The 26,573-nt window shown below is 67.2% G+C and carries 29 protein-coding genes; 8 read left to right on the top strand and 21 right to left on the bottom strand.

Translation table 11 applies throughout. The features are described 5' to 3' along the window. The first annotated feature begins 91 nt into the window (after window positions 1-91). Window positions 92-226 (top strand): hypothetical protein, encoded by a 135-nt coding sequence (locus NHN26_RS17455; protein WP_290442739.1) that lies wholly within the window; start codon window positions 92-94, stop codon window positions 224-226. A gap of 86 nt (window positions 227-312) precedes the next feature. Here the strand turns inward: NHN26_RS17455 and infB are convergent, their stop codons facing one another. From infB to pip, 6 genes are all read right to left on the bottom strand, one after another. Continuing rightward, window positions 313-2,805, bottom strand: a complete 2,493-nt coding sequence (infB, locus tag NHN26_RS00570) for a translation initiation factor IF-2 (protein ID WP_253087588.1) — start codon at window positions 2,803-2,805, stop codon at window positions 313-315. Between the two features lie 7 nt (window positions 2,806-2,812). Continuing rightward, a complete protein-coding gene (locus NHN26_RS00575) occupies window positions 2,813-3,433 on the bottom strand; it encodes an RNA-binding protein (RefSeq protein ID WP_253087589.1) in 621 nt (206 codons plus the stop codon). 22 nt (window positions 3,434-3,455) lie between these two features. Beyond that, window positions 3,456-5,078, bottom strand: coding sequence for a transcription termination factor NusA (nusA, locus tag NHN26_RS00580; RefSeq protein ID WP_253087590.1), 1,623 nt, complete (start codon window positions 5,076-5,078; stop codon window positions 3,456-3,458). Between the two features lie 3 nt (window positions 5,079-5,081). Beyond that, window positions 5,082-5,675 (bottom strand): ribosome maturation factor RimP, encoded by a 594-nt coding sequence (rimP, locus tag NHN26_RS00585; protein ID WP_253087591.1) that lies wholly within the window; start codon window positions 5,673-5,675, stop codon window positions 5,082-5,084. A gap of 144 nt (window positions 5,676-5,819) precedes the next feature. After that, window positions 5,820-6,446 (bottom strand): class I SAM-dependent methyltransferase, encoded by a 627-nt coding sequence (locus tag NHN26_RS00590; RefSeq protein WP_253087592.1) that lies wholly within the window; start codon window positions 6,444-6,446, stop codon window positions 5,820-5,822. Further along, window positions 6,443-7,432: a prolyl aminopeptidase gene (gene pip, locus NHN26_RS00595; protein ID WP_253087593.1), complete on the bottom strand. Its 990-nt coding sequence runs from the start codon at window positions 7,430-7,432 to the stop codon at window positions 6,443-6,445. Before pip ends, NHN26_RS00590 begins: the two co-directional genes overlap by 4 nt. Before the next feature lie 71 nt (window positions 7,433-7,503). Here pip and ubiG point away from each other — a divergent pair, with 71 nt between their 5' ends. Next, window positions 7,504-8,250, top strand: a complete 747-nt coding sequence (gene ubiG, locus NHN26_RS00600) for a bifunctional 2-polyprenyl-6-hydroxyphenol methylase/3-demethylubiquinol 3-O-methyltransferase UbiG (protein ID WP_253087594.1) — start codon at window positions 7,504-7,506, stop codon at window positions 8,248-8,250. On the opposite strand, the gene NHN26_RS00605 is transcribed toward ubiG, so the two are convergent. From NHN26_RS00605 to NHN26_RS00620, 4 genes are read right to left on the bottom strand one after another with little or no spacing between them, the layout of a single operon-like run. Then, window positions 8,247-8,690 carry a MarR family winged helix-turn-helix transcriptional regulator gene (locus tag NHN26_RS00605; protein ID WP_165899235.1) on the bottom strand — a complete coding sequence of 148 codons (444 nt, stop codon included), beginning with the start codon at window positions 8,688-8,690 and terminating at the stop codon, window positions 8,247-8,249. The genes ubiG and NHN26_RS00605 overlap by 4 nt on opposite strands. After that, a complete protein-coding gene (locus NHN26_RS00610; RefSeq protein ID WP_253087595.1) occupies window positions 8,687-9,520 on the bottom strand; it encodes a carbon-nitrogen hydrolase family protein in 834 nt (277 codons plus the stop codon). The genes NHN26_RS00605 and NHN26_RS00610 overlap by 4 nt, the downstream gene beginning before the upstream one ends. Before the next feature lie 5 nt (window positions 9,521-9,525). Then, complete coding sequence (gene grxC, locus NHN26_RS00615; protein ID WP_253087596.1) at window positions 9,526-9,783, bottom strand: glutaredoxin 3; 258 nt, start codon at window positions 9,781-9,783, stop codon at window positions 9,526-9,528. A 37-nt stretch (window positions 9,784-9,820) separates the two neighbouring features. Further along, window positions 9,821-10,540 carry a ComF family protein gene (locus NHN26_RS00620; protein ID WP_253087597.1) on the bottom strand — a complete coding sequence of 240 codons (720 nt, stop codon included), beginning with the start codon at window positions 10,538-10,540 and terminating at the stop codon, window positions 9,821-9,823. Between the two features lie 43 nt (window positions 10,541-10,583). Between NHN26_RS00620 and NHN26_RS00625 the strand changes: the two genes are divergently transcribed. Both NHN26_RS00625 and hemH read left to right on the top strand, forming a co-directional pair. Further along, window positions 10,584-11,426 (top strand): methyltransferase domain-containing protein, encoded by an 843-nt coding sequence (locus tag NHN26_RS00625; protein WP_253087598.1) that lies wholly within the window; start codon window positions 10,584-10,586, stop codon window positions 11,424-11,426. A 73-nt stretch (window positions 11,427-11,499) separates the two neighbouring features. Beyond that, entirely contained in the window at window positions 11,500-12,591 is a 1,092-nt protein-coding gene (hemH, locus tag NHN26_RS00630; protein ID WP_253087599.1) for a ferrochelatase, read from the top strand. A gap of 83 nt (window positions 12,592-12,674) precedes the next feature. Here hemH and NHN26_RS00635 read toward each other — a convergent pair whose 3' ends face one another. Then, window positions 12,675-12,854, bottom strand: a complete 180-nt coding sequence (locus NHN26_RS00635; protein ID WP_253087600.1) for a hypothetical protein — start codon at window positions 12,852-12,854, stop codon at window positions 12,675-12,677. A 141-nt stretch (window positions 12,855-12,995) separates the two neighbouring features. Continuing rightward, entirely contained in the window at window positions 12,996-13,484 is a 489-nt protein-coding gene (locus NHN26_RS00640) for a L,D-transpeptidase (protein ID WP_290442762.1), read from the bottom strand. A 269-nt stretch (window positions 13,485-13,753) separates the two neighbouring features. Here NHN26_RS00640 and dalA point away from each other — a divergent pair, with 269 nt between their 5' ends. Further along, window positions 13,754-14,290 carry a divisome-associated lipoprotein DalA gene (dalA, locus tag NHN26_RS00645; RefSeq protein WP_253087602.1) on the top strand — a complete coding sequence of 179 codons (537 nt, stop codon included), beginning with the start codon at window positions 13,754-13,756 and terminating at the stop codon, window positions 14,288-14,290. Window positions 14,291-14,312: 22 nt separating this feature from the next. Here dalA and NHN26_RS00650 read toward each other — a convergent pair whose 3' ends face one another. The 7 genes from NHN26_RS00650 to hslO form a co-directional block, all read right to left on the bottom strand. Further along, window positions 14,313-14,807, bottom strand: coding sequence for a L,D-transpeptidase family protein (locus NHN26_RS00650; RefSeq protein ID WP_253087603.1), 495 nt, complete (start codon window positions 14,805-14,807; stop codon window positions 14,313-14,315). Between the two features lie 32 nt (window positions 14,808-14,839). Then, window positions 14,840-15,667, bottom strand: coding sequence for an ion transporter (locus NHN26_RS00655; RefSeq protein WP_253087604.1), 828 nt, complete (start codon window positions 15,665-15,667; stop codon window positions 14,840-14,842). Further along, entirely contained in the window at window positions 15,664-16,911 is a 1,248-nt protein-coding gene (locus NHN26_RS00660) for a class I SAM-dependent RNA methyltransferase (protein WP_253087605.1), read from the bottom strand. The genes NHN26_RS00655 and NHN26_RS00660 overlap by 4 nt, the downstream gene beginning before the upstream one ends. Next, window positions 16,908-18,749, bottom strand: a complete 1,842-nt coding sequence (locus NHN26_RS00665) for an ABC transporter ATP-binding protein (protein ID WP_253087606.1) — start codon at window positions 18,747-18,749, stop codon at window positions 16,908-16,910. Before NHN26_RS00665 ends, NHN26_RS00660 begins: the two co-directional genes overlap by 4 nt. An 83-nt stretch (window positions 18,750-18,832) precedes the next feature. After that, window positions 18,833-20,017 carry a CCA tRNA nucleotidyltransferase gene (locus NHN26_RS00670; protein WP_253087949.1) on the bottom strand — a complete coding sequence of 395 codons (1,185 nt, stop codon included), beginning with the start codon at window positions 20,015-20,017 and terminating at the stop codon, window positions 18,833-18,835. Then, window positions 20,017-20,619 carry a CoA pyrophosphatase gene (locus NHN26_RS00675; RefSeq protein ID WP_253087607.1) on the bottom strand — a complete coding sequence of 201 codons (603 nt, stop codon included), beginning with the start codon at window positions 20,617-20,619 and terminating at the stop codon, window positions 20,017-20,019. Before NHN26_RS00675 ends, NHN26_RS00670 begins: the two co-directional genes overlap by 1 nt. After that, the gene (gene hslO / locus NHN26_RS00680; protein WP_253087608.1) at window positions 20,606-21,607 is read right to left on the bottom strand and encodes an Hsp33 family molecular chaperone HslO; all 1,002 of its coding nucleotides are present in this window, start codon (window positions 21,605-21,607) and stop codon (window positions 20,606-20,608) included. Before hslO ends, NHN26_RS00675 begins: the two co-directional genes overlap by 14 nt. A 76-nt stretch (window positions 21,608-21,683) precedes the next feature. Between hslO and NHN26_RS00685 the strand changes: the two genes are divergently transcribed. Then, the gene (locus NHN26_RS00685) at window positions 21,684-22,130 is read left to right on the top strand and encodes an NUDIX hydrolase (protein WP_253087609.1); all 447 of its coding nucleotides are present in this window, start codon (window positions 21,684-21,686) and stop codon (window positions 22,128-22,130) included. On the opposite strand, the gene NHN26_RS00690 is transcribed toward NHN26_RS00685, so the two are convergent. Then, window positions 22,127-23,422, bottom strand: a complete 1,296-nt coding sequence (locus NHN26_RS00690; RefSeq protein WP_253087610.1) for a PP2C family protein-serine/threonine phosphatase — start codon at window positions 23,420-23,422, stop codon at window positions 22,127-22,129. The two genes, NHN26_RS00685 and NHN26_RS00690, sit on opposite strands and share 4 nt — an antisense overlap. Before the next feature lie 142 nt (window positions 23,423-23,564). On the opposite strand from NHN26_RS00690, the gene NHN26_RS00695 reads away from it, so the two are divergent. Next, window positions 23,565-23,894: an Hpt domain-containing protein gene (locus tag NHN26_RS00695; RefSeq protein ID WP_253087611.1), complete on the top strand. Its 330-nt coding sequence runs from the start codon at window positions 23,565-23,567 to the stop codon at window positions 23,892-23,894. On the opposite strand, the gene ilvA is transcribed toward NHN26_RS00695, so the two are convergent. Further along, entirely contained in the window at window positions 23,891-25,138 is a 1,248-nt protein-coding gene (gene ilvA, locus NHN26_RS00700) for a threonine ammonia-lyase IlvA (protein WP_253087612.1), read from the bottom strand. The two genes, NHN26_RS00695 and ilvA, sit on opposite strands and share 4 nt — an antisense overlap. A gap of 111 nt (window positions 25,139-25,249) precedes the next feature. Between ilvA and NHN26_RS00705 the strand changes: the two genes are divergently transcribed. Then, window positions 25,250-26,470 carry an argininosuccinate synthase gene (locus NHN26_RS00705; RefSeq protein WP_253087613.1) on the top strand — a complete coding sequence of 407 codons (1,221 nt, stop codon included), beginning with the start codon at window positions 25,250-25,252 and terminating at the stop codon, window positions 26,468-26,470. The last annotated feature ends 103 nt before the right edge of the window (window positions 26,471-26,573 follow it).

Genomic DNA, 26,573 nt, shown 5'->3' on the forward strand with positions numbered 1-26,573 from the left:
GCGCATGCGCACGCGGTGCGGCGAAATAAAATTCCGAAAAATTTTACACAGCGGTTACAAACGAAACGTCGCAACCTGAGGATGATAAGAAATGATCCGGACGATCCTGCTTGGTTCCTGCGTTTCGGTGCAAGGCGCCTTTGTCGCGCGGCGGCCCGATGGCAGGATCGTGGTGAAGGTTGGCGACCGGCTGTTCACGGGCAAGCCGGTCAACAAGGCCGCCTGAGGCAGCGGCATCCCGACCGGAAGCGATGACGAAAAGGGGCGCCCGATGATGGACGCCCCCCCGGGTGGTTCGCTCTGGCGGCGGGATCAGGCGAGCTTGCGCTCGATCTCCTGACGCTCGAAGATCTCGATGATGTCGCCCTGGCGGATGTCGTCGTAATTCTCGAAGGCCATGCCGCATTCCTGGCCCGACTGGACCTCTGCGACCTCGTCCTTGAAGCGCTTGAGCGTCTTCAGCGTGCCTTCGTGGACCACCACGTTGTCGCGCAGCAGGCGCACCCCGGCGGAACGCCGCGCCACGCCCTCGGTGACCAGACAGCCCGCAACCTTGCCGACATTCGAGACCTTGAAGACCTCGCGGATCTGGGCGTAGCCGATGAAGGTCTCGCGGATCTCGGCCGACAGCAGGCCCGAGGCCGCCGCCTTCACATCGTCCACGAGGTCGTAGATCACGCTGTAATAGCGGATCTCGACGCCCTTCTGGTTGGCGGCGCTGCGGGCGGGGGCGTTGGCACGCACGTTGAAGCCCATGATCGGGGCGCCGGACGCCTCGGCAAGGCCCACATCGCTCTCGGTGATGGCGCCGACACCGGCATGCAGCACGCGCACGCGCACCTCGTCATTGCCGATCTTCTCCATCGCCTGGACGATGGCCTCGGCCGAGCCCTGCACGTCGGCCTTGACCAGGATCGGCAGCTCGGCGACGTTCTGGTCCTCCTTGGCCTTGGCCATGAGCTGTTCCAGCGTCGTGGCGGCCCCGGCGGCGGCGCGCTTCTCCTTGGACTTGGCTTCGCGGTATTCGGCGATCTCGCGGGCCTGCGCCTCGGTCTCGACCACGTTCAGCACATCGCCCGCCTCGGGCGTGCCGTTCAGGCCCAGCACCTCGACCGGAACCGAGGGACCGGCCTCCTCGACGCGTTCGCCCTTGTCGTTGATCAGCGCGCGGACCTTGCCCCATTGCTCGCCCACGACGAAGATGTCGCCCTTCCGCAGGGTGCCCTTCTGGACCAGCACGGTCGCGACCGGGCCGCGGCCCACGTCGAGCTGCGCCTCGATCACGGCGCCTTCGGCAGCGCGGCTCGGGTTTGCCTTGAGTTCGAGGATCTCGGCCTGGAGCGCGATGGCTTCCAGCAATTCGTCAAGCCCCTGGCCGGTGATCGCCGAGACCTCGACATCCTGGACCTCGCCCGACATCTGCTCGACCACCACCTCGTGCTGCAACAGGTCGGTGCGCACCTTGATCGGGTTGGCCGAGGGCTTGTCGATCTTGTTGATCGCCACGATCATCGGCACCTTGGCGGCCTTGGCGTGGTTGATCGCCTCGACGGTCTGCGGCATCACCGCGTCGTCGGCGGCGACCACGAGCACGACGATATCCGTCACCTGCGCGCCGCGGGCCCGCATCGAGGTGAAGGCCGCGTGGCCGGGCGTGTCGAGGAAGGTCAGCGTGGTGCCGCCATCGGTCTTCACCTGGTAGGCGCCGATATGCTGGGTGATGCCGCCAGCCTCGCCCGCGACGACCTTGGCGTCGCGGATCGCGTCCAGCAGCGAGGTCTTGCCGTGGTCGACATGGCCCATGATGGTGATGACCGGCGGGCGCGGCTCGAGATCCTCGGCCTGGTCCTCGACGGTGGCGATCACGTCCTCGACATCGGCATCCGACACCCGCTGCACGCGATGGCCGAATTCCTCGATGATGAGTTCCGCGGTGTCGGCGTCGATGACCTGGTTCTGGGTGACCATCATGCCGTTCTGCATCAGCGCCTTGACCACGTCGGCCACGCGCTCGGCCATGCGGTTGGCAAGCTCCGAGACCACGATCTGTTCGGGCAACTGGACTTCGCGCACGACCTTTTCGCGCGTATCGCCGCGGCCCATCGCCTTCTGGCGCATCCGCTCCTGCTTGCGCTTCATCGCGGCGAGCGAGCGCTGGCGACCGCCTTCGCCGCCGTCCAGCGCCTGGGTCAGCGTCAGCTTGCCGGCGCGGCGGCTGTCATCCTTGGCCTTGGTGCGGGTCTGCCGATCGTCGCTGCGCTCGCGTTCGCGGTCGACCTTGCGCGGCGGCGCGGTCTTGGCCGACTCGGGCTGGGCGGCGGGGGCGGCGGGCTTGGCCGCGGGCGCTGCGGCGGCAGGCTTCTGATCCGCCTCCTTGCGGCGGCGCTCCTGCTCCTGCTCTTCCTCGGCCTTGCGGCGGGCGGCTTCCTCGATCTCGCGCTGTTCGCGTTCCTTGGCCTCGGCCTCGTCGCGGCGGCGCTGGCGCTCTTCCTCGCGCTGGCGCTCGTCGGCCGCGCGCTGGGCGGCTTCCTCGACCTCGCGGGCCTTGGCCGCCTGAAGGGCCTTCAGACGACGTTCCATCTCGGCATCGGAAATCCCGGCCGGGCGCTTTGCCGGGTCGCTGCCCGCAACGCCAGAGGTCGTGGCCCCGGATTTCGTGGCACCGGGCTTTGGCACGACGACGCGCTTGCGCTTCGTCTCGACGACCACATTCTTCGTCCGGCCATGGCTGAAGCTCTGCTTCACCTGGCCGGGCCGCGAGGCGCCGCGCAGTCCCAGTGTCTTCTTGCCGTCAGTGTCGTCCATAAGGCCTTCAACCCTTTCCGGGGGCCTCGCCCCCGATCTTCTTGCGGATGCCCGAAAGCTTGGCGGCATCCTCTACTACACGTTCCATGAGTCCGCCAGCCGCAAGCGCGCCATGTATCACATGTTCGCGGCCGAAAGCCAAACCGATTTCCCCGGCCGTCAGACAGTCGATATAGGCGCCCTCGCGCTGCGGGGGCCTGAGCTTGGTCTTGCCCCGTTCCGACCCGTCGCTGGCCTGAACCAGGACGGCGGCCTGGCCGCTGTCGAGCCAGCCCTTGACCTTTTCATACCCGACCACCGCCTGCCCGGCCTTGCGCGCCAGCGACAGCCCCTCGACCACGCGGCGCAACAGCCCGGCCTCGACCAGATCGACCAGCCCCTCGGGCAGGGTGACCTGGCGTTTCGCCGCCCGCGCGAACAGCCGCTTGCGGACCGCCAGCTCCAGCGCGTCGCGATCCGCCGCGACCCAGATGCCCCGGCCGGGCAGCTTGGCCGCAAGGTCGGGCACGATCTGGTCGTCGGGGCCGACGACGAAGCGGATCAGCCCCGCCTTCGGCTGCACCTCGCCGGTGGCGATGCAGCGCCGCTCCGGCTCGCCGTCAGGTTTTCGCGCGCCTGCTCGGCCCATGTCGGCCTCCCGGAGCCCCGGATCAGGCTCCGGCCTCCTCTTCGCCCTCTTCGGCGTCGGTCTCGTCCCCGGCGTCGTCCTCGAGCTCGGTCGGATCGACCCAGCCCAGCAGGACCCGCGCGGTCATCACCAGGGTCTGCGCCTCTTCCAGCGACATGTCGAACTTCTCGAGGATGCCTTCGTCCTTGACCCGCTGGCCATCGACCGTGGTCCAGCCGCCGGCCAGTTCCCAGTCGGCGCAGGTGGCGAAGTCCTCAAGCGTCTTGATGCCGTCCTCGGCCAGTGCTTCGAGCATCTGGGGCGTCAGGCCCTCGAATTCAACCAGGCTGTCCTCGACGCCCAGTTCACGGGCATGTTCCAACGCCTTGCGATTCTGCTCTTCGAGATGGTCGCGGGCGCGGGCCTGAAGCTCTCCGGCGGTGTCCTCGTCCACGCCCTCGATCACCAGAAGCTCGTCGAGATCGACATAGGCCACCTCTTCGAGATTGGTGAAGCCTTCCGAGACCAGGAGCTGGGCGAAGAACTCGTCCAGATCGAGCGTGTCCATGAAGAGCCGCGTGCGCTCCTCGAACTCGGCCTGGCGGCGCTGGCTTTCCTCGGCCTCGGTCATGATGTCGATGTCGAGCCCGGTCAGCTGGCTGGCCAGTCGCACGTTCTGGCCGCGCCGACCGATGGCCAGCGATAGCTGCTCGTCGGGGACCACGACCTCGATCTTGCCGGCCTCCTCGTCGATGACGACCTTGCTGACCTCGGCGGGTTGCAGCGCGTTCACGAGGAAGGTGGCTTGATCCTCGTTCCAGGGGATGATGTCGATCTTCTCGCCCTGAAGCTCGTTCACGACGGCCTGAACGCGGCTGCCGCGCATGCCGACGCAGGCGCCGACGGGGTCGATCGAGTTGTCATAGGAAATCACGGCAATCTTGGCGCGGCTGCCCGGGTCGCGGGCCACGGCCTTGATCTCGATGATGCCGTCGTAGATTTCCGGCACTTCCATCTTGAAGAGTTCGGCCATGAACTCGGGCGCGGTGCGGGACAGGAAGACCTGCGGGCCACGGGTTTCACGGCGGACATCCTTGATGAAGCAGCGGATGCGGTCGTTCGGGCGATAGCTTTCGCGGCCGATCTTTTCATTCCTGCGCAGGATGCCCTCGCCCCGGCCGATATCGACGATGACGTTGCCGTATTCCTCGCGCTTGACCTGGCCGTTGATGATCGTGCCGACGCGGTCCTTGAATTCCTCGAACTGGCGGTCGCGCTCGGCCTCGCGGACCTTCTGCAGGATCACCTGCTTGGCGCTTTGCGCGGCGATCCGGCCCATCTCGACGGGCGGCACCTCTTCCACGACGGTATCGCCCACCTTGGGATCGTCGAGATACTGTTTGGCCTGCGCGACGGTCAGTTCGGCCTGGTAGTTCTCCAGCGCGTCATCCTCGACCACGGTGCGCACGCGGGTGAAACTCGCCCGACCCGTCTTGCGGTCGATGGACACGCGGATGTCCATTTCCGAGCCGTAGCGCGACTTGGCGGCCCGGGCGAGGGATTCTTCCATCGCCTGCACCACCAGATCGGGGTCGATCATCTTTTCCCGCGCCACCGCCTCGGCGGTCTGAAGCAGTTCAAGCTGGTTGGCAGAGGTAATCGCCATGTCTCAGTCCTCCTGCGGGACGGAACCCTCGTCCGTCTCGATCTCGTCAAAATCGTCCTCGTCGATGATGCCGGCGGCCTTACGGGCGCGCAGCATCTCGCGGATCAGCTCGTCGGTCAGCACAAGCTTGGCGTCCGACAGCCAGTCATACTCCAGCCCGATGGTCACCGGCTGCCCGTCCGGCCCGTCGATCTCGATCAGCACCTCGTCATTCTCGACACCGGCCAGCACGCCCTTGAAGCGGCGGCGGCCGTCGATCATCTCGGTCGTCTCGATCTTTGCCTCATGGCCTTCCCAGACCGCGAAATCCTTGAGCCGGGTCAAGGGGCGGTCGATGCCGGGGCTGGACACCTCCAGCGTATAGGCGTCCTCGAGCGGGTCCTCGACATCCAGAACGGCCGAGACCGCGGTCGAGATCCGGGCGCATTCGTCCACCTCGATGCCGCCTTCGGGGCGTTCGGCCATGATCTGCAGCGTCTTGGTATTGCCGCCCATCAACCGGATGCGCACCAGCTCGAACCCCAGCCCCTCGATCACGGGGGTCAGGATTCCGGCAAGGCGCCGGTCAATGGCCGTCTTGGCGATAAGGTCGGACATGGCAGTTCCAGACACAAAAAAACGGGCCAACGGCCCGTGCGAAACTCACCGGTGGAGGATCGGGTGTGGAGGCCGAACCGCCGTTGTTGAGGGCGATATAGGCGGAACGGGGCGTTTGTGCAAGGAGATTGTGTCCCCGAGGGGTCAGGTCTGCTTGCGCGCGATCAGGAACAGCGCGGACCGCCCGCCGGGGGGAAGCAGTTCCTCGACGATCTCGAACCCGGCGGCGCGGATCTCGGCCTTCAGCCCGTCCTCGGTCAGGAAGTTGAACAGCGGCAGCAGGCGCAGCGCGTGGCCGGTCCGGACGATGGCGCGGAATGCCCAGGGCGCGCGCGCGGCGCAGGCGGTGGAGGAGACGAACGCGCCGCCGGGTTTCAGCATGCGGTGGATGCGTACCAGCGCGCCGGGGCGGTCGGGCAAGAGGTGCAGCACGTTATGCGCCATCACCATGTCCCAGGCGCCGGGCGTGTCGGGCATGTCCTCGAGGCTGGCCACCTCGAAGGTGACATTGGCGATTCCTTCGGCCGCGGCCTTGTCGCGCGCGATCCCGATCATGTTGGCGGAACAGTCGATGGCGGTGACATGGCCCGCATGGGGGGCGTGTTTCAGCGCGGTCGTGCCGGTGCCGCAGCCGATCTCGAACACGCGCGCGCCGGGGGCAAGATGGGCGCGGGTCATCGCCAGCTTGCGCTCATAGGTTTCGGGATCGCGCAGGGGCATGCGCGCGTAGCGGCGTGCGAGCCGATCCCAGAAGCGGATGTTGATGCTCACAGCCCCAAGGCCGCCGCTTGCCGCTGGACGCCGCGCATGGTGCGCACCAGTTCGGCACTGATCCCGGGTTCGGACAGGGCATGTCCGGCCAGCGGCACCATCCGCAGATCCGCCCGGCCCCAGCGTTCGGCAAGCCGCCAGGCGGCGGCGGGCGGGCAGACCATGTCGTAACGGCCCTGCACGATGGTTGCGGGGATATGCGCGATCAGGGGGATGTCCTGCAGAAGCTGCCCGTCCCGGTCCAGAAAGCCGCGATTGCGGAAATAGTGATTCTCGAGCCGGGCAAAGGCGCGGGCGTAATCGGCCGGCGCCTCGCCCAGCGGGCCTTCGTGGTCGATCGAGGCCAGCGCGTTTTCCCAGGATGCCCAGGCGCGGGCAAAGCGCGTCTCCATCATCAGGTCGCCCGAGAACAGTCGCCGGTGATAGGCCCCGATCATGTCGCCGCGCTCGTCCTGGGGGATCATCTCGGCGAAACGCGCCCAGAGATCTGGCCAGAACTGCCCCGCGCCGCCGCCATAGAACCAGTCGAGCTCTGCCTGGGTCATCAGGAACACCCCGCGCAGCGCCAGATAGGCCACGCGGTCGGGATGGGTCTGGGCATAGATCAGCGCGAGCGTGGCGCCCCAGCTTCCGCCGAACAGCACCCAGCGCTCGATGCCCAGCGCGGTGCGGATCGCCTCGATGTCCCGAACCAGGTGCCAGGTGGTGTTGGCCGACACGCTGGCATGGGGCCGCGAGCGGCCGCAGCCGCGCTGATCGAACAGGACGATGCGGAATTCCTCGGGATCGAAATAGCGCCGCATCGCGGGGCTGCACCCGCCGCCGGGGCCGCCATGCAGGACGACGACGGGGATGCCGTCGGGATGGCCGCATTGCTCGACATAAAGACGGTGGCCGTCGCCCACGTCCAGCATGCGCTGGTCGAACGGATCGACCGGCGGGTAAAGAAGTTGCGATGCGCGCTTTTGGCCTGCCGATTTGTCCATGCGCCGCCTATATAACGCGAAAGCCACACGCCCCAAGGGCATTGATACAGAAGACAGGAACGGAGCCCGCGATGCAAGGAGCCGAAACGACCGTCGACCCCACGGAAGTCGCGAAATTCGAGGCGATGGCCGCCGAATGGTGGGATCCGAATGGCAAGTTCAAGCCGCTGCACATGCTCAACCCCTGTCGGCTGGACTATATCACCCGCCAGATCGCGGCGGAATTCGACCGTGACCTTTCGGCCGAGATGCCGTTCAGGGGGCTGCGCCTGCTGGATATCGGCTGCGGCGGCGGGCTGTTGTCCGAGCCGATGGCGCGGCTGGGGGCAACCGTGGTGGGCGCGGATGCGGCGGCGCGCAACATTCCCGTCGCGCGCATCCATGCCGAACAATCGGGGCTGGAGATCGACTATCGCCACACCACCGCCGAGGCGCTGGCCGAGGCGGGCGAACAGTTCGACGTGGTTCTGAACATGGAAGTGGTCGAGCATGTGTCCGACCCGCTGGCCTATCTGACCGCCTGCCGGAAGCTGTTGAAACCGGGCGGGCTGCATCTGTGTTCGACGATCAACCGCAATCCGAAAAGCTTTGCGATGGCGATCGTCGGGGCGGAATATGTCATGCGCTGGCTGCCCAAGGGCACGCATGAATGGTCCAAGTTCATCACGCCGGACGAGTTGTGCCGCTTGCTGGAACAGGCCGGTCTGAGGCCGGTGGACCGCACCGGCTTCGTGTTCAACCCGATCGCCTGGGGCTGGTCGCTGTCGAGCCGGGATCTGTCGGTGAACTACGTCACGGCCTCGGTGAAGCCTGCCTAGCGCGGGCCTTCCAGCTTTTGCCGCAGCATGCGCAGGACGGGCAGCGCGGCGCGCAGCCGGTCCTCGCCGATATCGGCCACGGCCTCGGCCAGGACCGGGGTCATGGCCTGGATCGCGACATCGCGCGCGGCCCGGCCCGAGGGGCTGATCGAGACCATCTTGCGCCGCGCGTCGTCCCAGTCGGGGCGGATATGGACATGCCCCGCCCAGTCCAGCCGGTTCAGCGTGTTGGTCATCGCGCCCCGCGTGACATGGAAGGTCGCGGCAAGCTGGGCGGGGCTGCGTTCCTCGTTGATCCGGGCCAGGTGGTTCAGGACCGAGAAATGGCTGAGTTCCATCCCCTTGGGCAGCGCCCGCGCGATCCGGTTGCGCGCCAGCTGGTCGGCCATGAAGATCTCGCTGAAGATCGTCACGGCCAGGCTGTCGCCGATCTCGGTCACGAGGGCGGGGCGAAGGGCCGGTCATGGGTGATCGAGGGCACGCGGGCCCGGGCGCGCGCCACCTCCTGCCGGTCGATCTGGACATAGGTGATGCCGGGCGCCGTGCCGCCATCGGCCAGCACCTCGCCCCAGGGAGCCACGGCCAGCGAATGGCCATGGGTGCGGCGCGGGCGGCCCTCGGTCGCGGGGTGCAGCCCGCATTGCGCGGGCGCCAGCACATAACATCCGGTCTCGATCGCGCGGGCGCGCAGCAGCGTTTCCCAATGCGCCGCCCCCGTCACCGGCGAGAAGGCGGCCGGAATGGTCAGGATCTCGGCCCCACCCTGGGCCAGCGCGCGGTAGAGATGGGGAAAGCGCAGGTCGTAGCAGATCGACAGACCGATCCTGCCGAAGGGAGTCGGCGCCACCACCGCGCGGTCGCCGGGGCGGTAGCCTTCCGATTCGCGGTAGCTTTCGGTTTCGGTGATCTGCACGTCGAACATGTGGATCTTGTCGTATTTCGCGGCGATGGACCCGTCCGGGGCGATCAGGAAGGAGCGGTTGGCGAAGCGTCCGTCGGGGTCATGCGTCTTCAGACCCAGCGAGCCGATCAGCAGCCAGATGCGGGCATTGACCGCCTCTTGCCGCAGGGCCGACAGCATCGGGTCGTCCTCTTCATGGCTCAGGACGCTTTCCTGCTGCGCCCGGCTGGACGACAGGCAGTTGGTCACCTCGGGCGTCAGCACGAATTGCGCGCCGCCCGCCGCCGCCTGGCGCACCATCTCGCAGGCCGGGGCGATGTTGGCCTCGGGCACATCGCCCGATGTCATCTGGATCAGGGCCACCCGCATCGCCGTCACCCCGCCAGCAAGGGATCGAGCTTGCCCGCCCGGTCCAGCGCGTAAAGCTCGTCGCAGCCGCCGACATGGGTCTCGCCGATGAAGATCTGCGGCACCGTGTGGCGACCATGGGCGCGGGCCATCATCTGCTGGCGCAGCGCGGGCTGCGCGCCCACGTCGATTTCCGAATAGCTGACGCCCTTCTGCTGCAACAGCCGCTTGGCGGCGTGGCAATAGCCGCAAAGCGGCGATGTGTAGATTTCAACCGATCTCATGGTCCGTTTTCCCTTGCCTGGCGGGTACTATAGGCGTTCATGACGCTTTCGCAACGCGGGCCAGAACCAGGATGCGCACCTCCTTGGCACCGGCGGCAAGACAGGCCTCGGCCGCCACCGACAGCGTGGCGCCCGAGGTCATGACGTCATCGACCAGCAGCACGGTGCGATCGCGCAGCCGCTCGCGATGGCGGGGATGCACGGCGATGGCGCCCGCGAGGTTGGCGAAGCGTTGCTCGGCCCCCATGCCGTCCTGCACCCGGGTCTTGCGACGGCGGATCAGCAGGTCGGGAATATGCGCGAGACTCGCGCCCTCGGCCAATGCTTGCGACAACAGCGCGGCCTGGTTGTAGCGCCGCCGCAAAAGCCGCCAGCGATGCAGCGGCACCGGCGCGACCACCATCCCGGGCGTCAGGATCGCCCGGCCCGCACGCAGCATCCATTCGGCCGCGGGGCGCGCCAGTTCCGTCCGGTCGCCATGCTTGAAGGACAGCACCAGCTTGCGCGCCTTGTCGCGGTAAAGCAACGCCGCGCGGCCCCGCGACCAGGGCCGCGGCCGGGCCAGGCAGTCGTCGCAATATTCGGGCGTGCCGCCATCTTCGCCCGGCAGCGGCGTGCCGCAGCAATCGCAGACCAGCCCGGCGATGAAATCCATCTGGCCCCAGCAGGTCATGCAGAGGGCGAAATCGCGTTCCACCATCTCGCCGCAGGAAACGCAGCGCGGGGGATAGATCAGTCGCAATGCGCTTTGAAACATCCGGCCCCGCCCCTACATAGGCCCTTCGATTGGCGGAGACCCGATGCGGAGCCCACCCGACCTGACCGACCGTGCGGCGCTGAGGCGCCACCGTGCCCGCGCCCGCCGCGCGCCCGAACTTTTCCTGCACGCACTCGCAGCCGACGAGATTCAGGAAAGGCTCATCGAGGTTAACAGAACCTTTACGTCGCCTGCCGTCGTCACCGGTTTTCCCGAGCCGTGGCAACGCGGCTTTCCCGGCGCGGCGCTTGTCGAGGATGACGAGACGCTGGCTCTGGCGCCCGGCGCACACGATCTTGTGATCCATGCGCTCTGCCTGCACTGGGCGAACGATCCCGTCGGACAACTGGTGCAATGCCGCCGCGCGCTGCGGCCTGACGGGCTGTTCCTCGCCGTGCTGTTCGGCGGGCGCAGCCTGCACGAGTTGCGCGCGGCGCTGGCCGAGGCCGAGGTGGCACTGACCGGCGGGCTGTCGCCCCGGGTGCTGCCGATGGGCGAGATTCGCGATCTGGGCGGGTTGCTGCAACGCGCGGGATTCGCGCTGCCCGTGGCCGATTCTGCCCTGCATACGGTGAGTTACCAGTCCCCGTTCCACCTGATGCGCGAGTTGCGAGCGATGGGCGAGACCAATGCGCTGGCCGCGCGGCACCGCCGGACAGCGCCGCGCGCGCTGTTCGCCGAGGCCGCCCGGCGCTATGCCGAGGCACATGCCGGGCCGGATGGCCGCATCGCCGCAACCGCCGAATTGATCTACCTTGCAGGGTGGGCGCCCGCTGACACGCAACCCAAACCCCTGCGCCCGGGTTCGGCCCGCACAAGGCTGGCCGAGGCGTTGGGCACGACCGAGCGGATGCTTGGCGATGGAAACGGCCAGGGGGCGGATTGACCCCGGTCAGAATGCGTTTATGTGCTTGAGGTATTCCAGTTTGACGCCCGACAGAGATCCCGGAAAAGACGCGATGTTCGACTCCAAGCAAGGTGGGAGCAAGGATGGTCTGTCCTCTGCGACAGCCCAGCGCCCAGCCCACGCCCCCGCCGACCACCCGAAGATCCCGGCCGAAAAGGTGGGGATCCTGCTGGCCAATCTCGGCACGCCGGACAATTACGACTACTGGTCGATGCGGCGCTATCTGAACGAGTTCCTGTCGGACAAGCGGGTGATCGACTATTCGCCCTGGATCTGGCAGCCGATCCTGCAACTCGTGGTGCTGACCAAGCGGCCGTTCTCGTCGGGCGAAGCCTACAAGTCGATCTGGAATCACGAGGCGGGCGAAAGCCCCCTGATGACCATCACCAAATCGCAGACCCAGAAGGTGCGCGAGGCGCTGGAGGCCAGTTTCGGCAGCGAGGTCGTGGTGGATTTCTGCATGCGCTATGGCAGCCCCTCGACCAGATCCAAGGTGCGCGAGATGGTCGACAAGGGCTGCCGCAAGATCCTGTTCTTCCCGCTTTACCCGCAATATTCGGGCGCCACGTCGGCCACCGCGAACGATCATTTCTTCCGTGCGCTGATGGACGAGAAATGGCAGCCGCAGGTGCGCACCGTGCCCGCCTATTTCGACAGACCTGCCTATATCGACGCGCTGGCCGCCTCGGTCGAGCGGGGCTATGCTGCGCTGGAACACAAGCCGGACGTGCTGGTCTGTTCCTATCACGGGGTGCCGACGCGCTATCTGACCGAGGGCGACCCCTATCATTGCCAGTGCCTCAAGACGACGCGCCTGTTGAAGGAGCGGCTGGGCTGGGCGGATGACCGGATCACCACCACGTTCCAGTCCCGATTCGGCCCCGAGGAATGGCTGCAACCCTATACCGTCGAAGAGGTCGCCCGGCTGGCCGAGCGCGGCAAGAAGCGGATCGCGGTGATTGCACCGGCCTTCTCGGCCGACTGCATCGAGACGCTGGAAGAAATCAACGAGGAGATCCGGGAAAGCTTCGAGGAGGCGGGCGGCGAGGAGTTCACCTATATCCCCTGCCTCAACGACGACGATCAGCACATCGAGGCGTTGTGCGACGTGATCCGGGCCCATCTGTGCGGCTGGCTGGGCTGACGCTGCGCCCTTGGGCGAATGGGAAAACGAAAGAAGGCGGTGGGAAACCCACCGCCTTCTTTCTTTTCACGGTATTGCCGCGATCAGTCGGCGATAACGGCCGCGAACAGGATCAGGGCCAGGATCGGAACGATGACACCACCGGCCGAGGACGAGGTGTCCTGGACAATGATTTCGGGTTCCATCACCGGCTCCGAGTAGCTGCCGGCGAAACCGGCGGTCGCGGCGACCGAAAGGGCCGTGGCAAGGGCGATCTTCTTCATCTTTCTACTCCCAAATAACAGCTCGAGACGGATGGTTCCGCCTGTCGCATGCATCGAAGGCATGTGCTTCCTGTCTAATCCGCGACCAGCGCGGTTTTCAACAATGCTGAGCGCCCTGCCCGGCGGTCCCGTAAATTGTCGTCAAATAAGCAACACCTGCGTGCCCACCTTGGCCAGATCGAACAGTTCGGCGATATGCTCGTTATAGAGGCCGACGCATCCGTTCGATGACCGCCGCCCGATCTTGCGGGTGTCATGGGTGCCGTGGATCCGGTAATAGGTCCAGCTCAGGTGCAGCGCATGCGTGCCCAGCGGATTGTCCGGTCCCGGGGGAACATAGTCCGGCCATTCGGGATTGCGCTTCTTCATCGAGGGGGTGGGTCGCCAGTCCGGGCCTTCGACCTTGCGGATGACCGAGGTGCGCCCGCGGCGGGTCAGATCCTCGGACATCGGCACCGAGGTCGGGTAGACCTTGTAGACCGCGCGGTCCTCGGACCAGTAATGCAGGGCGCGCGACGAGATATCGACCAGGATGGCCCCGTTGCGCAGGTCGGAGAAATAGGGCTGCCAGTCCAGCGCCCGGAACATCGCGGTGTTGCGCCGCGCTCCCTGGGCGATCGACTGCTCCATCTCGACGGTCTGCCCAAGGACGGCGGGCGCGGCCAGTCCGCCAAGGAGCGCAGCCGAACCGCCGACGAATCGCCTGCGCGTCACGCGACACGGGAAAGACGGGACCTTGCTGTTCAACTTTCACTCCAGGCTTGGAAGGGTTCCACTTTGCACGAATATATACGCTTGACCGCGCATCGCCGCAATTCAAACACCTGTCAGACCTCTGGGGATTTGAACCGGCGGCGCGGAGCCGCTAGACATCGCCCGAAGCGTGTTAGGATGTCCCGATGAAAGTTCTGGTCCCGGCCCTTGCGATCGTTCTTGCCGTTACGGCGTGCACCCCCACCGAACCCGTCCGGCTTGGCCCGGACGGCAAGCCCCTGCCGCAGGTCTACCGCATCTCGCAGGCGGACCGGGCCCGCATCCAGTACCGGATGCTGGACGCCGTGAACGCCGTGCGCGAGGCGCGCGGCGTGCGGCCGCTGGAACTCGATTCGCGTCTGAACGCCGCCGCCGCCACCCATGCCCGCGACATGGCGGTGCAGAACCGGCCCTGGACCTTCGGCTCGGACGGTTCCTCGACGCTGGACCGGGTGAACCGTGTGGGCTACCAGGGCAGTGTCGGCGCCGAGCTGATCGCCGAGACCTACGAGACCGAGCTGGAAATCCTGGCCGCCTGGCTGGAGGATCCCGAGAAGCGCGAGACGCTGCTGATGCCGCGGCTGACCGATATGGGCTTTGCCTATTACCAGGAGCCGAACGGCAAGATCTGGTGGTCGCTGATCACCGGATCGCGGGCGGATCAGGTCGCTTCGGCCTTCTAGGCGCAGCCCGATCCGCGCCGCCTCAGGGCAGTATGTCGATCACGGTGCCGTCGCGCACCATGGCATAGACCTCCTCGATCTCGCGATCCGAGACCGCGATGCAGCCTTCGGTCCAGTCGCGGCGCTTGCCCTTGTGCTTGCCCGCCCGGCCATGAATGAAGATGTCGCCGCCCGGGCTGAGGCCGAGGCTGCGCGCCACGTCGACATCGCGCTCGTTCGGGTAGGATATGCCCACCGACAGATGGAAATTGCTGTTCGGGTTGCGCCGGTCGATCAGGTAGCGCCCCTCGGGCGTGCGCCCGTCGCCCTCGTGCAGCTTGTGCCCGCTGGGCTGGAAGCCAAGGCCGACATCGTAGCCCTTGAGGACCTTGTCGTGGTGCAGCAGATACATCCGCCGCTTGTCCTTGAGAACCACGACACGCGTGACCTCGGGCCCGTTATAGGTTCTGAATTTCGATCCGCAGGCGGACAGCGCAAGACACGCTCCCGCCGCCATGAAAGCACGTCGTCCGATCATTCCCGCCTTGTCCGCTCGTTCCGGTTTCTTGCCTAGGGGCGATCATACGCGATTTTTCGTGCGGATTCATCCTGCAAACGCGCCTCTGGCCCTGCTTCGGGCCCCGAAAGCCGGGCCTCGATCGCGGCCAGCCGCGACAGTACCTCGTCGCGGTAGGCATCGGTGCGCTGCACGTCCTCTTCGTGGTGGGCGTCCTGCATCGAGTTGACGATGAGGCCCACCAGCAGGTTCACCACCGCGAAGGTCGTGACCATGATGAAGGGCACGAAGAACGCCCAGGCATAGGGATAGACCTCCATCACCGGGCGGACGATGCCCATCGACCAGCTTTCCAGCGTCATCACCTGGAACAGCGAATAGGCCGAAAGGCCCAGCGTGCCGAACCAGTCGGGGAAGGCATCCCCGAACAGCTTGGTCGCCATGACCGCGCCGATATAGAAGATCATCCCCATCAGCAGGAAGACCGAGCCCATGCCCGGCAGCGCGGTGATGAACCCCTCGACCACCCGGCGCAGGCGCGGCGCGACCGAAATCACGCGCAGCAGACGCAGGATGCGCAGCGCCCGCAGCACGCTGAGCGTCTGCGCGCCGGGCACCAGAGAGATGCCGACAATGGCGAAATCGAAGATGTTCCAGCCCGAGCGGAAGAAGGACAGCCGATAGGCCACCAGCTTGGCCGCGATCTCGGCCACGAAGATCGCAAGGCACAGCTTGTCCAGCATCAGGATCAGCGGTCCCGCCTCGGCCATGATCTCGTCCGAGGTTTCCATCCCCAGCAGCACGGCGTTGAACAGGATCACGCCCATGATGGCGTTGCGTGTGACGGGCAACTCCAGCGCCCGGGCCAGTTTGTCCCTCATTGCTCCACCCGAATCGGAAAGCCGCGTTGACTGGCGATATGGCCCCGCGTGAATGTCGCGACAAGTTCCACATGGGAGGACCAGCGGAACTGATCGACCACCTGCACGCCGCCAAGGCGGAATCCCTCGGAGTCCAGCCTTCTGGCGTCGCGGGCAAAGGTCACGGGATTGCACGAGACATAGGCAAGCCGCGCAAGACCTGAGGCGGCGATCTGGTCCACCTGCGCCTCGGCGCCCGCGCGCGGCGGGTCGATCACGGCCCCGTCGAAGCGGGCCAGTTCGTCCGGGCGCAGCGGACGGCGGAACAGGTCGCGCGCCTCATGCGTGACCCGTTTCAGCCCCGGCGCCTCGCGCCAGCCCCGGTCGAGCGCGGCCAGCATCGCGGCGTCGCCCTCGACCGCGTGAACCTCGGCCGCCTCGGCCAGCGGCAGGGCAAAGGTGCCGCAACCCGCGAACAGGTCGGCGACCCGCTGCGCGCCCGCAAGGGCCGCGCGCACGGCCTGGGTCAGCGCCGCCTGTCCGTCCTCGGTCGCCTGAAGAAAGGCCCCGGGCGGCGGCACGACATGGGCGCGGCCCATCCGCTGGCGCGGCGGGCGGCGGGTGGCGATCACCTCGCCATTCCAGGTCAGCCGGGCCAGGTCATGGCGTTCGGCAAGCGCGGCCAGCCCGGCGGCGGCAGCCGGTTTGACGCCCGTGACGGCCAGATCCACCCCATCCTCGGACCGGGTCAGCGTCAGCGTGACCTCGCCGCTGCGCGAGGCACCCAGCGCCACCAGCGCCTCGCATCCGGGCAGGGCGGCCATCAGGTCGGGATGCAGGAGCCGACAATCGGGGATCGCGACGATCTGATCGCTGGCTCGCCCGTGAAAGCCGACCAGAACGCCCTTTTTCGTGCGCCGCCCGGCCAGAACGGCGCGGCGGCGGCTGGCGGGGGGCGAAGTATGGATCGGGTCCAGCGGCGCGGCCAGCCCCTGCCCTGCCAGAGCGGTTTCGACCACGCCGGTCTTCCACGCGGCCACGAAATCGTCGCTGGCATGTTGCAGCGCGCAGCCGCCGCAATTGGCGAAATGCGGACAGGGCGGGCGCACGCGGTCGGCCACCGGCGTCAGGATGCGCGGCCGGGCGATGCGGCCCTCGGCGGCGTCGCCCTCGACCAGTTCGCCGGGCAGCGCCAGCGCGACGGTCAGGCCATCGGAGGTGACCCCTTCGCCGCGCAGGGACAGCCGGTCGATCACCAGGCTCATTCCGCCGCCTCGGTGCCGATGAAACCGCCCGACTGGCGGGCCCAGAACCGTGCGTAAAGGCCGTTCTGCGCCAGCAATTCGGCATGGCTGCCCTGTTCGACGATGCGGCCCGCATCCAGCACCACGATCCGGTCCATATGCGCGATGGTCGAGAGCCTGTGCGCGATGGCGATCACGGTCTTGCCCTCCATCACGTTGTAAAGCGTGTCCTGGATCGCCGCCTCGACCTCGGAATCAAGGGCCGATGTCGCCTCGTCCAGCACGAGGATCGGCGCGTCCTTGAGGATCACGCGGGCGAGCGCCACGCGCTGGCGTTGCCCGCCAGACAGTTTCACGCCCCGCTCGCCCACCTGGGCGTCATAGCCCGCGCGCCCCTCGGGATCGCGCAGATCAAGGATGAACTCATGCGCTTCGGCCCGGCCTGCCGCCTCGATCATCTCGGCCTCGCTGGCCTCGGGGCGGCCGTAAAGGATGTTGTCGCGGACCGAGCGGTGCATCAGGCTGGCGTCCTGGCTGACCATACCGATCTGGCGGCGCAGGGATTCCTGCGTGACCTGCGCGATGTCCTGCCCGTCGATCAGGATGCGCCCGCCCTCGGCCTCGTAGAACCGCAGCAGAAGCTTCACCAGCGTCGACTTGCCCGCCCCCGACCGGCCAATCAGGCCGACCTTTTCGCCCGGGCGGATCGTCAGGTCGACCCGGTCCAGCCCCCCGAAGCCGCGCCCGTAATGGTGGGTCAGGGACTGGAACTCGATCCGTCCCTCGCGCAGGGTCAGCGGCGTCGCGTCCTTCGCATCGGTCAGGGTGATCGGCTGGGCAATGGTCTCCATCCCCTCGGCCACGACGCCGAGCGAGCGGAAGAAGCTCGACACCGCCCACATGATCCAGCCGGTCATCGCGTTCAGCCGCAAGGTCAGCGCGGTGGCCGCCGCGACCACGCCCACGCTGGCCGTGCCTTGCATCCACAACAGGATCGCCCAGCCCACCACGCCCACGATGAGAAAGCCGTTCAGCGCGGTCAGCGCGATGTCCATCTTGGTGAAGATGCGCATCTCGGCGGCAAAGGTCTCGCGCGAGCGGTCGATCGCCTCTTTGGCATAGGCAAGCTCGCGGTCGTGATGGGCGAACAGCTTGACCGCATGGATGTTGGTATAGGCATCGACCACGCGACCCGTCACCGCGCTGCGCGCGTCCGACGCGGCCTTGGACGCGGGGCCGACCCGCTTCATCGTCCAGCGCACCAGGGCGGCATAGAACACAAGCCAGATCAGCAGCGGCACCGCCAGTCGCGGATCGGCCTGGCCCAGCAGGATCAGCGCGCCGATGGTATAGGCCGCGGCAAAGGCGATGGCGTCGAAGATCTGGAACACCGCCTCGCCCGCCGCTGGGGGTGTCTGCATGATGCGGTTGGCGATGCGGCCGGCGAAATCGTTCTCGAACCAGCCGACCGACTGGCGCAGCACCTGCGCATGCGCCCGCCAGCGGATCAGCGCGCCGAAATTCGGCATGATCGCGTTGTTGAGGATCGCCACGTCCAGCCCTTGCAGCACCGGGCGCAGGATCAGGATGAACAGGGCCAGCACGATCAGGGTCAGACCGTAATCGTCCCAGACCTGTTCGGGCGTGCCCGAGGACAGGATATCGACCACCTGCCCCATCGCGTGGATCAGCCAGACCTCGACCGCGGCCACGACGATGGCCAGCACGATGGCGGCGACAAAGACCTTGCGGAAGGGCCGGGCGTAGTCCCACAGGAACGGCGCCAGCCGCTGCGGCGGGGTGTCGGTCTGGCGGTAGGCCGTGTAGGGATCGACCAGGTTTTCGAAGAAGCGGAACACGGGCGGGATGGCCTTGGCGGGGGTTTGCGCTGAACTATAGACCGGGGCGGGGCCAAGGGCCACCATGGCGCGGTCTGGGTGGCTTATGCGTCTCTGTTCCGGCCCGAAACGGCCTTCGGCTGGCCGAGCAGCTCCGCCCGGGTCAGGCTGAACCCCGACTCGATCCAGCGTGTTTCCAGCGCGTCGAGCTGCGCGCCCAGCGCAGGGCCGGTGAAGGCGGGCATCAGATCGCGTGCGGTGACGGGGAAAATGGCGGCAGCGCCCTCGGCGATCCGGTCGGACAGGTCGGCCGGGGGGGGCGTGCCGGTCGCGGCGGCGCGCAGCAGCATGGCATCCCGCGCCTCGGCCGCGCCCAGACGGTAGGCCAGCGCGCCGGGAGCGTCGGTCCCGGTCATCGCCTCGTGCAGCCGGGCCAGCCTGCGCGCGTCGGCCTTGCTCAGGCGCAGCCGTTCGGGATGATCCGCGCCGCCCAATGCCACGAGGCGCCGGATCGGGTCGGGCAGCAGGCCCAGCGCCGCCTCGTGATGCACCAGCACCGGCAGCAAGGCCGGATCGGATCCCGGCAGCACCTGCGCCAGCACGCCCGCCTGCGCCATGGCGGCCACGCTCTGGCAAGGGTCGGGCGCAGAGAGCAGCTTGGCGATCTCGGCCCCCACCCGTTCGCGCGACAGGCGGGACAGCCCCTCGACATGCGCGGCACAGGCTGCGAGCCCGTCGGCGTCCAGCCCCCCATCGGCATCGCCGTAAAAGGCATGGAACCGGAAGAAGCGCAGGATGCGCAGGTAATCCTCGCGGATGCGGGCATCGGCATCGTCGATGAAGCGCACCCGCCGCGCGATCAGGTCGGGCAGGCCGCCCAGCGGGTCGATCACCTCGCCCTCGGGCGTGGCGTAAAGCGCGTTCATCGTGAAATCGCGGCGATGCGCATCCTCGGCGGCGGTATCGGCAAAGGCCACCACGGCATGCCGCCCGAAGGTTTCCACGTCGCGGCGGAAGGTCGTGACCTCATGCGGCAGATGCCCCGCGACCACGGTGATCGTGCCGTGATCCAGCCCGGTCGGCACCGGCTTCAGCCCCGCCGCCTCGGCGAGGGCGATCACCCGGTCGGGGCGGGCGTCGGTGGCGATGTCGATATCGGAGACCGGCACGCCCAGCAGCGCGTTGCGCACGCAGCCCCCGACGAACAGCGCCTGATGGCCCGCGGCGGTCAGCATGCGGCAGACCGACTGGGTATGGTCGGCAAAGAACCACTCGCCCCGCACCCGGATCATCGCGCCACCCGGTCGGCCAGCGCCCGCAGGATGCGCGCGGTCGCGCCCCAGATGTAATAGGGGCCATGGGGCACTGTGTAGTAATACCGCCGCTGGCCGCGCCAGAACCGCGACTGGACGACATAGCGCGCGGGATCCATGAGTTCGGCAAAGGGCACGTCGAACACCTCGTCCACCTCTCCGGCCTCGGGGATCGGGTCGAAACAGTCTCTGACATGGCCCAGAACGGGGGTCACGGTGAAGCCCGTGACGGTTTCATGCGACGGCAGGATGCCCAGAACCTCGACCAGATCGGGGGGCAGGCCGATTTCCTCATGCGATTCCCGCAGCGCGGCGGCGACGGGGCCATCGTCACCCGCATCGAGCTTGCCGCCGGGAAAGGCGATCTGGCCGGGGTGATGCACCAGCCGGGAAGATCGCTTGGTCAGGATCACCCGCAGCCCCGCCGGGCTGGACAGGATCGGCACCAGGACGGCGGCGGGGCGCAACACGCGGCCTTCGGGCATGATGAAATCGGGGTTCAGGTCGTGATCCGAGGTTTCACCGCCCGGCCGGGACAGCGCCCCCCGCAGCAGCGTGAGCGGATCACTCCCCGGCATCGCGCCCCTGTTCCGCCTCGAACCCCAGGGTCGCGGGGTCCAGTTCGTAATGCGCGCCGCAGAACTGGCAATCGGCGGTCACGATCCCCTCGTCGGTGGTCATGTGGCCGATATCCTTGGCCGAATAGATCGACAGGCTTTGCCGCACCCTTTCTTCGGAACAGGTGCAGCCGAACTGCACCGGCTGCGGGTCGAAGACGCGGGGGCGTTCCTCGTGGAACAGCCGCACCAGCATTTCGGTCGGCTGCACCGCGGGGCCGATCAGTTCCATGTCCTCGACCGTGTCGAGCAGCAGGTTGGCCCGGGTCCAGGCCTCGGCCTCGTCCCCGTCGAGGATGTCATCCGCCTGCAACAGCCCCGCCTCGCCGCTGCCACCTTCGGCCACGGCGGGGATCGAGGCCGCGGGCATCAGTTGCAGCATCACGCCACCCGCGCGCCAGCGTTCGGGCTGGCCAGGCAGCCGGGTCCGGCCGAAGCCCAGCGCGAACCGGGTGGGCAATTGTTCGGACTGGGCAAAATAGGTCTCGGCACAGGAGGCAAGCGAGCCGCCGGCGATCGGCGTGATCCCCTGATAGGGCTGCATGTCACGGCCCTGGTCGATCAGCATCGCGAAATAGCCCTGCCCGATCAGGCCGAAGGGGTCGGCGCCCGGGGTCAGCCGCGCGGCGTCGAAACTGGCATAGGCGCGGATCAGGGCCGGGGCGCCGGGCTCGGTGGGGGCGTAGTAATCGGTCGCGATCAACCGGGCCGGGCCGTCGCCGCGCACCTGCAAGGACAGCTTCCAGCGCAGCTTGATCGTCTGGCCGATCATCGCGGTCAGCAAGACGGCCTCGGTCACCAGCGCCTCGATCCCAGGCGGGTAGTTATGTTGCGCCAGAACCTGATCCAGAACGCCATCCAGCCGGGCGACCCGCCCGCGAATATCGCTGCGGTCAAGCTGGAAGGGCAGGACGGTATCGTCCCAGGCGATCTGCGATCCGATGGACATGAGCGTTTCCCTGGTTCTGGGCCATGGCCCGGGGGCGTTATATAGAGCCTGCGGCCCAAGCACAAAGGGGGAGAGCATGATCCGTCGATTCGGCGAGGCGATACAGGCGGACCAACGCTACCGGCTGCGCCCGGGGGCCTATGCCCTGCTGGTGCGCGACGGCTCGCTTCTGGTCACGCATCAGCAGGAGCCGGTCCCGGAATACCAGTTGCCCGGCGGCGGCATCGACCCGGGCGAATCGCCCCTGTCGGCGCTGCATCGCGAGGTGTTCGAGGAAACCGGCTGGCGGATCGACGTGACGCGGCGGCTGGGGGCGTTCCGGCGGTTCACCTACATGCCGGAATATGACCTCTGGGCGGAAAAGCTGTGCGCCATCTATCTGGCCCGTCCGGTCCGCGCCCATGGCGCCCCGCGCGAGCCGGGCCATAGCGCACTGTGGATGTCGCCCGAAGCGGCGTTGCGGGAGCTGGGCAATGCGGGCGACCGCCATTTCGTGGCGCGCTTTCTGGGGGTTGCGCGCTAGGGGGCCTCGGCCTGGCCGAACTCGAACAGGACGGCCGAGATGTCGTCGGGCAGGTCCGGCCTGCCGGCAAAGTCGATCAGTTCGGTCATCACGACTTCGAGGAAGGACTCGCCCCGCATGGCGGCGTTGCGCTGCATCAGGGCGCAAAGCCCCTCGTCGCCGAGTTGATCGCCCGACGGGGACGGGCATTCGGTGATGCCGTCCGAGGCCATGAGGATGCGGTCGCCGGGGTGAAGTCGGGCTTCGTCCACCTCGTAGCGCGCGCCCGGGATCAGACCCACGGGCAAACCGCCCGCGCCGATGAACTCGACCCGCCCATCGGCCCGCTGGATCGCCGGGTAGGGGTGGCCGGCCTGAACGAATCGCATGATCCCGGTGTCCAGCGACACAACCGCCAACAGGATGGTGAAGTAATGCTCTGTCTCCAGCTCTTCGTGGAAGAGCCGGTTCAGATGTTCCACGACCTCTTCGGGCGGGCGGACATGGATGGCGCCATCGGCATCGGATTCCAGCGCAATGTTCTGTTCGGCCGAGGCCGAGGACAGCAGCCCGGCAAGCCGCGCCGTGATCATCGCCGAGCTGATCCCGTGGCCCGAGACATCGACCGAAAACAGGCCGACCTGCCCATCGCCCGCGGGAAAGAAGCCGACGAGATCGCCGCCGACATGGCCGCAGGGACGCAACAGCAGCGATACCTCGGATCCGCCGAAGCGGCGCGAGCGGTCGCGCACCAGCGATTGTTGCAGCTTGCGCGCCTCGACCAGGTCACGGTCGACGGCGTCATAGAGACTGCGCAACTCGCCAAGCGTCGCACTGAGCAATCTGTTCCTTTCGCGCAACTGGTTTTCCATGCGCAGGATGCGTTCGCCCGAGGCGATTCGCGCCCGAAGCTCGTTGGCATTCACGGGCTTGGTGAGGAATTCGTCGGCGCCGACATCGAGGCCATGGACCATCTCTCCGGTCTCGGATTTCGAGGTCAGCAGGATGAAATAGCCATAGCTGTCGCGCGGCAGGGCGCGAAAGGCACGGCAGAATTCCGGCCCGTTCATGCCGGGCATCATCCAGTCGCTGATGATCAGGTCGACCGGCCGTTCGCGGCAGATGTCCAGCGCCTCTTCGGACGAGCCGCATTCCTCGACCGCATAGCCCCAGCGTTCCAGCGAGGCGCGCAGGATGCGCCGCTGCAGGCGGCTGTCGTCGACCAGCAGGACCAGCCGCACCAGCGAGGGCGGTTCCTGCGGAAAATGCGGCTGTTCGATCGCGATGGTCACGGGCATCTCTGTGCTGTTCATCGGTCGCAGTAGGGCACAGGGGCTTAACGGGCCGTGAAAGATCGTTTTCGACCTTTTTTTCGCCTTGAGGCTCATTCACCGTTAAGCAGCATCCCCCTAGTCTGACAGACGCGGCGGGGGCGTGGCGGAGGTGACGATTGCGATGATCGACTGGAACAGGGTGGAGGAACTGCGCAGCGAAGTCGGGGAGGATGCCTTTGACGAAGTGCTGGATCTGTTCCTTGAAGAGGTGGACGAGGTGATGACCCGGCTGCGCGACGCGCCGGATCCCGCCTGCCTTCCCTCGGACCTGCATTTCGTGCGCGGCTCGGCGCTGAATCTCGGGCTCAAGGAGTTCTGCGCGATCTGCCGGGGTCTGGAACACCGGCTGGCGCAGGGCGAAGCGGTCGAGCTTTCGGCGCTGCTCGACAGCTATGCCGAATCCCGCGGGCTGCTGATGACGGCGGGCAAGGCCCGGTCGCGGGTCGCCTAGATCAGGAATTCCGACAGCACCACATCGTCGGTGATGTCGCGATGCACGAGGCCCCGCTCGCCCATCCGGGCGAACAGCGCGGGGAAATTCTCGGCCCGCGATGTCTCGATCCCGATCAGCACCGTGCCGAAGTTCCGCGCCGATTTCTTGAGATATTCGAACCGCGCGATGTCATCCTCCGGCCCCAGAAGGTCGAGAAAATCGCGCAGCGCGCCGGGGCGCTGCGGCAGGCGCAGGATGAAATACTTCTTCACGCCCGAGTAGCGCTGGGCGCGTTCCTTGACCTCGGGCAGCCGCTCGAAATCGAAATTCCCGCCTGACGTCACACAGATCACCCGCTTGCCCGCGATCTGATCGGCCAGCACCGGCAGCACATCGACGGCCAGCGCACCGGCGGGTTCCAGCACGATCCCCTCGACATTCAGCATCTCGAGCATGGTGGCGCAGATCCGGTCCTCGGGCGCGGCCAGAACGTCGCCCGCGTCGATCCCGCCAAGCACGCCGAAGGTCTTTGTCCCGATCCGCGCGACCGCGGCGCCATCGACGAAGGTATCGACACGGGGCAGCGTCACCGGCGCCCCGGCGGCCACCGCCGCCGCCAGCGACATGCCGCCCGCGGGTTCGACGAATTTCACGCGCGTTCCGGGCGCCACCTCGCGCAGGGCCGAGACGACGCCCGCGGCAAGCCCGCCGCCGCCCACCGGCAGGATCACCAGATCGGGTGCGCCGTCCAGCGCGTCGAGGATCTCGACCGCGACGGATGCCTGCCCCTCGATCACGTCCTCGTCGTCGAAGGGCGAAAGGAAATGCCCGCCCGCCTCGGCGCACCAGGCCTGGGCCGCGGCCAGCGTGTCGTCGAAATAATCGCCGGTCAGCCGGATCTCGATATTCTCGCCGCCAAAGGTGCGGGTCTTGTCGATCTTCTGCCGCGGCGTGGTGACCGGCATGAAGACGACCCCCTGCACCCCGAAATGGCGGCAGGCAAAGGCGACGCCCTGGGCATGGTTGCCCGCGCTCGCGCAGACGAAGACGCGCTGATCGGGCCGGGCGGCCAGGACCTTGCGCATCGCGTTGAACGCGCCGCGGATCTTGTAGGAGCGCACGGGCGTCAGATCCTCGCGTTTGAGCAGGATCTCGGCGCCATAGCGTTCCGAGAGATGGACATTGCCTTGCAGGGGCGTCGGCGGGAACAGCTCGCGCAGGGCCGATTCGGCGGCACGGGCCTTTGTGAAGAAATCGCTCATGGCACTCCTCTGGCGCGACGGGTGGGCCGAATGCAAGCCCCGGGCCGCCCTTGCCCCTTTGACCGAAACGCAATAAACGCCGCCGGAACTTCCCTCAACGGAGTTCTCCGCATGTCCGCGCCCAAGAAAGTCGTTCTGGCCTATTCCGGCGGCCTCGACACCTCGATCATCCTGAAATGGCTGCAGACGACCTATGGCTGCGAGGTCGTGACCTTTACCGCCGACCTGGGCCAGGGCGAGGAACTGGAACCGGCCCGTGCCAAGGCCGAGATGATGGGCGCCAGCGCCATCTATATCGAGGATCTGCGCGAGGAATTCGTGCGCGACTTCGTCTTCCCGATGTTCCGGGCGAACGCGGTCTACGAAGGGCTCTACCTGCTGGGCACGTCCATCGCGCGGCCGCTGATCTCGAAACGGCTGATCGAGATCGCGGCGGAGACCGGGGCGGATGCGGTTGCCCATGGCGCGACCGGCAAGGGCAACGACCAGGTGCGGTTCGAACTCAGCGCCTATGCGCTGAACCCCGAGATCAAGGTCATCGCGCCCTGGCGCGAATGGGACCTGACCAGCCGGACGAAACTGATCGACTTCGCCGAGAAGAACCAGATCCCGATCGCCAGGGACAAGCGCGGCGAGGCGCCGTTCTCGGTCGATGCGAACCTGTTGCACACCTCGTCCGAGGGCAAGGTGCTGGAGGATCCGGCCATCGAGGCGCCCGACTATGTCTATCAGCGCACCGTCGATCCCGAAAAGGCGCCCGATACGCCGGAATATGTCGAGCTGAGCTTCGAGCGCGGCGATGCGGTCGCGATCAACGGCGAGGCGCTGTCGCCCGCCGCCCTGCTGACCCGGCTGAACGAGATCGGCGGGCGGCATGGCGTCGGCCGGCTGGACCTGGTCGAGGGGCGTTTCGTCGGGATGAAGTCGCGCGGCATCTATGAAACGCCTGGCGGCACCATCCTGCTTGAGGCCCATCGCGGCATCGAACAGATCACGCTGGACCGCGGCGCGGCGCATCTGAAGGACGAGCTGATGCCGCGCTATGCCGAACTGATCTATAACGGGTTCTGGTTCAGTCCCGAGCGCGAGATGCTGCAGGCGCTGATCGACAAGTCGCAGGAGCATGTCACCGGCACCGTGCGGCTGAAGCTCTACAAGGGCTCGGTGCGGACTGTGGGCCGCTGGTCGGAGCATTCGCTGTATTCGGAAAGCCATGTCACCTTCGAGGAAGACGCGGGCGCCTATGACCAGAAGGACGCGCAGGGCTTCATCAAGCTGAACGCGCTGCGGCTGCGGCTGATCGCGATGCGCAAGCGGCGGCTGGGCGGCTAGGGCGAGGCGGCGGGCGAAGGCCCGCGGATCGAGCGCGCGAAGGGTTTCGGCTTGCTGCGCAAGCCGACCCGGGGGGGGGGGGGGGGGGGGGGGGGGGGGGGGT

Origin of the sequence: Rhodovulum tesquicola (assembly GCF_024128855.1) — a bacterium.
Classification (GTDB): domain Bacteria; phylum Pseudomonadota; class Alphaproteobacteria; order Rhodobacterales; family Rhodobacteraceae; genus Rhodovulum; species Rhodovulum tesquicola.